Annotated in this window: 9 protein-coding genes; 3 read left to right on the top strand and 6 right to left on the bottom strand. The window is 57.8% G+C overall.

From position 1 onward, the window contains the following. From A3754_RS20150 to A3754_RS20175, 6 genes are all read right to left on the bottom strand, one after another. On the bottom strand, window positions 1-261 hold a 261-nt coding region (locus A3754_RS20150; RefSeq protein ID WP_156497114.1), incomplete at its 3' end, for a DUF2796 domain-containing protein. Next, on the bottom strand, window positions 239-643 hold the full coding sequence (locus A3754_RS20155) for a MerC domain-containing protein (protein WP_063521118.1): 405 nt from the start codon (window positions 641-643) through the stop codon (window positions 239-241). The genes A3754_RS20150 and A3754_RS20155, both read right to left, overlap by 23 nt. Before the next feature lie 28 nt (window positions 644-671). Further along, window positions 672-1,136, bottom strand: coding sequence for a transcriptional repressor (locus A3754_RS20160; protein WP_063521119.1), 465 nt, complete (start codon window positions 1,134-1,136; stop codon window positions 672-674). Window positions 1,137-1,145: 9 nt separating this feature from the next. Continuing rightward, a complete protein-coding gene (locus tag A3754_RS20165; RefSeq protein WP_063521120.1) occupies window positions 1,146-1,766 on the bottom strand; it encodes a DUF1826 domain-containing protein in 621 nt (206 codons plus the stop codon). Continuing rightward, complete coding sequence (zigA, locus tag A3754_RS20170) at window positions 1,766-2,989, bottom strand: zinc metallochaperone GTPase ZigA (RefSeq protein ID WP_063521121.1); 1,224 nt, start codon at window positions 2,987-2,989, stop codon at window positions 1,766-1,768. The genes A3754_RS20165 and zigA overlap by 1 nt, the downstream gene beginning before the upstream one ends. 4 nt (window positions 2,990-2,993) lie before the next feature. Further along, window positions 2,994-3,416, bottom strand: coding sequence for a TraR/DksA C4-type zinc finger protein (locus tag A3754_RS20175; RefSeq protein ID WP_063521122.1), 423 nt, complete (start codon window positions 3,414-3,416; stop codon window positions 2,994-2,996). A gap of 69 nt (window positions 3,417-3,485) precedes the next feature. Here A3754_RS20175 and A3754_RS20180 point away from each other — a divergent pair, with 69 nt between their 5' ends. Genes A3754_RS20180 through A3754_RS20190 form a run of 3 tightly spaced genes read left to right on the top strand, consistent with a single transcriptional unit; the run spans window position 3,486 to window position 5,611 of the window. Beyond that, window positions 3,486-3,725 (top strand): hypothetical protein, encoded by a 240-nt coding sequence (locus tag A3754_RS20180; RefSeq protein WP_063521123.1) that lies wholly within the window; start codon window positions 3,486-3,488, stop codon window positions 3,723-3,725. Next, complete coding sequence (locus A3754_RS20185; RefSeq protein ID WP_063521124.1) at window positions 3,706-4,266, top strand: carbonate dehydratase; 561 nt, start codon at window positions 3,706-3,708, stop codon at window positions 4,264-4,266. Before A3754_RS20180 ends, A3754_RS20185 begins: the two co-directional genes overlap by 20 nt. Then, complete coding sequence (locus A3754_RS20190) at window positions 4,256-5,611, top strand: dihydroorotase (protein ID WP_063521125.1); 1,356 nt, start codon at window positions 4,256-4,258, stop codon at window positions 5,609-5,611. The genes A3754_RS20185 and A3754_RS20190 overlap by 11 nt, the downstream gene beginning before the upstream one ends. Window positions 5,612-5,690 lie beyond the last annotated feature (79 nt).

Here is a 5,690-nt window from a genome sequence, read left to right on the forward strand (position 1 = left end):
CTGTGCAGCCGGCGAAGGCTGTGGCGCCGCCACCTGTGCCAGACGCTTGCCATAACGGGCCCGGGCCGGGGCGTCTGCTGGCGGCTGCTCGGTGCCGAGGATATCCATCAAGGGCGCTCGGAAACGGATTGTCACCTGCTCCCCCTCCACCACCACGGCCGCCTCGGCCAGGCCATGCTGGTGCACCTCTGCGGCGGTGGCAGACAAACTGAACGACAGCAGCAAGCAGGCCAGACTGTTACGTTGCCAACGAGTTGTCATGATTTACCTCGCAGTCTTTACAGCCCCGGATGTTACCGACATGGGTAACCACCAGGCAGATTCCAATCAGCGTTGTCAGCAACGGCTCCCAAAGGCTGCCATGCATAACACTTTCAAAAACGGTAAGCAGACACAGGCCCGACAAGGCAAACACGCCGGGGAGCAGCACCGAAAGCCGGCGATGTCGACGGTAGCCCATGCCAATGGCAAGCAGGCTGACCGGGACAATGACAGCCAGCATGACCAGATGAAAGACTTCTTCAACATTGCCAAAAGCGGATAACAGCCCAATAGCAAAGAGCCCCGCCAGGCTGGCGACACAATGAATCATACAGAGACTGGACAGGCCGATGGCCAACGCGTCCAGACGAAAACGTTGCATTATCGTCTCCCGAAAAACGATTGTTTGTTTACGACGTCGCGCAATCCACGCAACGTCCATGCACTTCCAGCAGGGGCTCGCGCTGAATGACAAAACCCACTTCATCCAGTGTCTGCTGTAATGCGTCCACCGCCGCCCCCGCCATGGGGGTTTCCTGAACGCCGCCGCACTGATCACACAAAAGAAACACCGTTCCCCGGTGACCGTGCTGGCAAGTTATATGATCACAGGCCAGATACTGGTTAGTGGAGCTAAGCCGGTGGGCCAACCCTTGCTGAACCAGAAAATCCAGCGCTCGGTACATAGTGGGCGGCTGCGCGTTGCTCTGGTAACGAGCCTTGAACTGATCCAGCAGCTGATAGGCCGTTTGTGGACCACCCTGCTCCAGCATCAATGACATGACCTGCTTGCGCTGAGGCGTCAACCGCACGCCCTGCTTGCGACATTGCTGCTCAGCGCTGTTAAGAATCTGCTCGGTACGAGTCACTGCCATGTTTTCAGCCTAGATATCCAGAGTGACCAACAAACGTTGCTGGCCGGGAGACATGGGCGGGGACCGATGGACCACGCCCGCTCCCGGATTATCCCGCCATGTCTCTCCTTTGAACAGGGCCACCTGCCCTGCTTCCAACTGCTCCACGTGTTGTTGCTGGTAAAGCGCATTCTGGTCACAGCCAGGCGCTAAAAGCTGGTCCGACACACGTGAGGAGGGCAACCACTGGCTGCCCGCCCCGCCATAGGTGCACAGCATGCGAACCGGAATCCGGTCCACGTGAAAACGAGGGCACATGGGTTTGCGCAACGCCGTCACCCGCAACCCGACGCCACCAACCCCGAACAGACAGGCAACCATATCGGCTAACAAGAACAGGTCCTCTCTCAAGGGGGCATAGGTTTCGTGCGGCAGGGACCGCAGCAGGGCCGCTTCCAGCTGAGTGATGTCCAACCAGCTTTTCACCGCCAGCCGTTGCTCGCAGGCCAGGGCCACCACATCCTGCCCCACCGGGCTGGGCCGGTCCCACACAGCCACTTGCACATCATCCTCGAAGATATCCGCGAGCACAGTCACCTCCGGTGCGCCTTGCCAGCCTGGCGGCGTGGCGGTGACCGTTTGAGCTTGCATCACCCTGCCACCTCCCACTGCGGGAACGGATCGTCCAGCTGCTCCCACAGCGCCTTGCCCTGAAGCATTTCCGCTTCCGTCAGCAAGCAGGCGTCCAGTGCCTTGCGGGTTTCCTCCGGCTGCAGGTTATGGCCGATAAACACCAGTTCCTGGCGCATGTCGCCAAAAGGTTCTTGCCATTTCTCCATGATCAGCGCGCGGTATTCTTCATCGCTGGGCCAGTGTTGCTCCGGCACGGTTTTCCAGAACATGCCGGCCGGGCCATGGTGAACAATGTCACCGGCCTGGCTCCAGCTACCTGCAAAGTGGGGGCGGCTGGCCAGCCAAAAAAAGCCTTTGGAGCGCAACAAGGTTCCCAGCGGCCAAGGCTGCTGCAAAAAGTTCCAGAATCGTTGTGGGTGGAACGGACGCCGGGCTTCATAGGTGAAACTGCTAATGCCGTATTCCTCGGTTTCAGGCAAATGCTCGCCCCGCATTTCCTTTAACCACCCCGGCGCCTGCTGGGCCTTTTCAAAGTCAAACCGCCCTGTATTGAGCACCGCTTCCAGCGGCACCATGCCGTGGCGAATGGGCAAAATCCGGGCATCCGGGTTCAACAGCCGCAAAGTTGCCTGCAACACCTCCAGTTCCTTTTCTGTGACCAAATCCGTCTTGCTGATCAACAGCACATCGCAGAATTCCACTTGCTCCACCAGCAGATCCACCACATTACGAAGATCTTCATCACCAAGGTTTTCCTGCTCCTGCTGAAGCGTGCGGGTACTTCGATAGTCCCGCAGGAAATTAACCGCATCGACCACCGTAACCATAGTGTCCAAACGGGCAACGGAGGACAGCCCTTCCCCGTTTTCATCTTCAAACGTAAAGGTCTCTGCCACGGGCAAGGGTTCAGAAATCCCGGTGGACTCAATCACCAGATAGTCGAAAGAACCTTCCCGAGCCAGGCGATTCACTTCCACCAACAGGTCCTCGCGCAATGTGCAGCAGATGCAGCCATTGCTCATTTCCACCAGTTTCTCTTCCGACCGGTTCAGCGAAACGTTCTGATTGACCAGTGCCGCATCAATGTTGATTTCACTCATGTCGTTGACGATAACGGCAACGCGCAGGCCGCTTCGGTTGTTGAGAATATGGTTGAGGACAGTGGTCTTCCCGGCGCCGAGAAACCCTGACAGCACGGTAACGGGAAGCTGGCGAATGGGGCTGGCTTGCTGACTTGTCATGTTTCTATCCTGTTCGTTGATGAGCATAGTGGCGTTCATTCTGTTCAAGGCGAGCCTTCACCTCGGCACAGTATTCCGTGGTAGGACGGGCCAGCAGCCGCGGCAGACCAATGGGCTCACCGCTGATTTTGCAGTAACCGTAATCCCCGCTTTCCAGCCGCCTCAGGGCAGCACGAATTTTCCCCAGCAAAGCTTGTTCGCGGGCCATAAAGCGTAGCTGATGGCGGCAGCTCTCCTCCTCGACAGCGGCGTCCAATGGGTCTGCCTGGGTCGGTGTATGCAAATTATTTCTGGCGCTGCCGATGTGTTGTTCGCAATCGTGAGCCAGGACAACAAGACGGTTGCGGAAAAACGCCCGCTGGCTGGTGTTCATATATTGCGACGGCGTCATCGCCAACAGCGTTTTCTCACTGATGATACGAGGCATGATGCCCTCCTTGTTTTGTTATGTTATAACATTACATTAATCATCAACAACCCTTGCGGAGTAGTACCCATGCACTTTCCCCTGCCCGGCTCCTATACCGAGTGGCGACACTGCATCACCGAAATATGCGGGATTCCTCTTGGTGAGGCCTTTATCCGCGAAAGGCTGAGCGCTCTGGACAACGACAATGACCACATGACCCGCAAGTTCATCGAGCTTTACGGCCGCAAACACTGGGAACAAACAAAGGAGTGGTTTAACCGGGCACTGAACGAGCAAGGAGTAAAGAATGATCCGAAGAAACCCTAATGGTGACCTGCCGGCCATTCATTCGAACGCCTTTATCGACCCTACCGCCATCATCTGCGGCAAAGTCATCGTTGACCGCCATGTCTTTATCGGCCCCTATGCCGTGATTCGAGCCGACGAGACAGATGATCATGGCAATCTTCACCCCATCCATATTGGCGAAGGCACCAACATTCAGGATGGTGTGGTTATGCACTCCAAGGACGGAGGGCCTATCTCCATAGGAAAACACACCTCTATTGCCCATCGCGCCATTGTGCACGGCCCCTGCCAGGTCGGAGACAGGGTTTTCGTGGGATTCAACAGCGTACTGTTCAACTGCACCATCGGCGATGGCTGCGCCATTCGCCACAATGCGGTTATCGACGGCATGACGCTCCCCGCGAACTTCTATATCCCGTCCACCAGCCGCATTGGCCCTGACACAGACATCACCCGCATTCCCCGGGTCAGTCAGGACATCACCGCGTTTTCAGAAAGCGTGTCCGACACCAATCAACAACTCGTGCAGGGCTATAAAAGGATTCAGAATGAACTATAACGATAGCCCAAGCCTGTTAATTAAAGGCGCGACAGTCCTGTTACCTGGTGGCCCTGAAGAAACGGATGTGGCATGTCGCGACGGGCGCATTGTTGCCATTGGCGAGCCCTTCAAGGCCGACACCACCCTCCACGCCCGTGGCTTGCATCTCCTGCCCGGCGCCGTGGATTCCCAAGTCCACTTCCGCGAGCCCGGCATGACCCACAAGGAAACGCTGGAAGCGGGCACTCGCGGGGCAGTGCTCGGCGGCATCACCAGTGTTTTCGAAATGCCGAACACCCAGCCCTTGACGCTCCATGCCGAGGACCTGCAGGCCAAGATCGCTATTGCCGAACAGGATGCCTGGTGTAATTACGCGTTCTATATCGGCGGCTCCGCCGCCAATGCCGAGCAGCTGGCAGAGCTGGAATGCTTGCCCGCCTGTAGTGGCGTGAAGATCTTCATGGGCAGTTCATTCGGCGATTTACTCGCCGACAGCGACAACGTGTTGCGCAACATACTCCGTCATGGCCGCCGGCGGGTGGCCATTCATGCTGAAGACGAAGCCCGCCTGCGGGCCCGTCGTCACCTTGCCGAAACGGCCGCCAATCCCATTGCCCACCCTGTCTGGCGAGATGAGGACAGCGCCCTGTTAGCCACCAGGCGCATTGTGGCACTGGCAGCGGAAGCAGGTCGCCCGTTGCATGTCCTGCATATCTCTACCGCCGAAGAAATGGCTTTTCTGCAGCAGCATAAATCCCGGGTTTCGGTAGAGGTTTTACCCCAGCATCTCACCCTATCGGCACCGCAATGCTACGAACGATTGGGCACGCTGGCACAGATGAACCCTCCGATTCGAGACCAGCGCCATCAGGATGCGCTCTGGAAGGCCGTGAGAAACGGTATAGTGGATGTCATCGGCAGTGACCACGCCCCGCATACCCGGGAAGAGAAACAGCGACCGTATCCGGACTCCCCCAGCGGCATGACCGGCACCCAGACGCTGTTGCCCTTGATGCTCAATCACGTTAATCAGGGACGGCTCAGCCTGTCTCGGTTAGTGGACATGGTGTGCGCAGGGCCCGCCCAACTGTTCGGCATGGCGGGCAAGGGCCGCATTGCTGTGGGCTACGATGCAGACCTGACGCTGGTGGACATGCAACGTAAACAAGCGGTGGATGACCGCAAGCTGGCATCGCCTTCAGGCTGGAGCGCCTACGACGGGATGATGCTGCAGGGCTGGCCTTCGGTAACCATCATTGGCGGGCAAATTGTCATGACCGACGAAGAAGCCATCGGCATGCCCAGCGGAAAGCCGATCCACTTTCTCTCAAGCACTCAGCCTGCGGAACCGAACCGTGCCTGACGCCAAGGGAGCAAAGGGAGCAAAGGGAGCCACTCACGGAGATTCAGCCAACAGCTCATCAAAATGACGAATGACCCGG

The sequence above is a fragment of the Alcanivorax sp. HI0083 genome (assembly GCF_001635175.1).

Coding starts and splice junctions, on each gene's coding strand:
- A3754_RS20155 (WP_063521118.1), bottom strand. CDS start 643: ATGCAACGTTTTCGTCTGGACGCGTTGGCCATCGGCCTGTCCAGTCTC.
- A3754_RS20160 (WP_063521119.1), bottom strand. CDS start 1,136: ATGGCAGTGACTCGTACCGAGCAGATTCTTAACAGCGCTGAGCAGCAA.
- A3754_RS20165 (WP_063521120.1), bottom strand. CDS start 1,766: ATGCAAGCTCAAACGGTCACCGCCACGCCGCCAGGCTGGCAAGGCGCA.
- zigA (WP_063521121.1), bottom strand. CDS start 2,989: ATGACAAGTCAGCAAGCCAGCCCCATTCGCCAGCTTCCCGTTACCGTG.
- A3754_RS20175 (WP_063521122.1), bottom strand. CDS start 3,416: ATGCCTCGTATCATCAGTGAGAAAACGCTGTTGGCGATGACGCCGTCG.
- A3754_RS20180 (WP_063521123.1), top strand. CDS start 3,486: ATGCACTTTCCCCTGCCCGGCTCCTATACCGAGTGGCGACACTGCATC.
- A3754_RS20185 (WP_063521124.1), top strand. CDS start 3,706: ATGATCCGAAGAAACCCTAATGGTGACCTGCCGGCCATTCATTCGAAC.
- A3754_RS20190 (WP_063521125.1), top strand. CDS start 4,256: ATGAACTATAACGATAGCCCAAGCCTGTTAATTAAAGGCGCGACAGTC.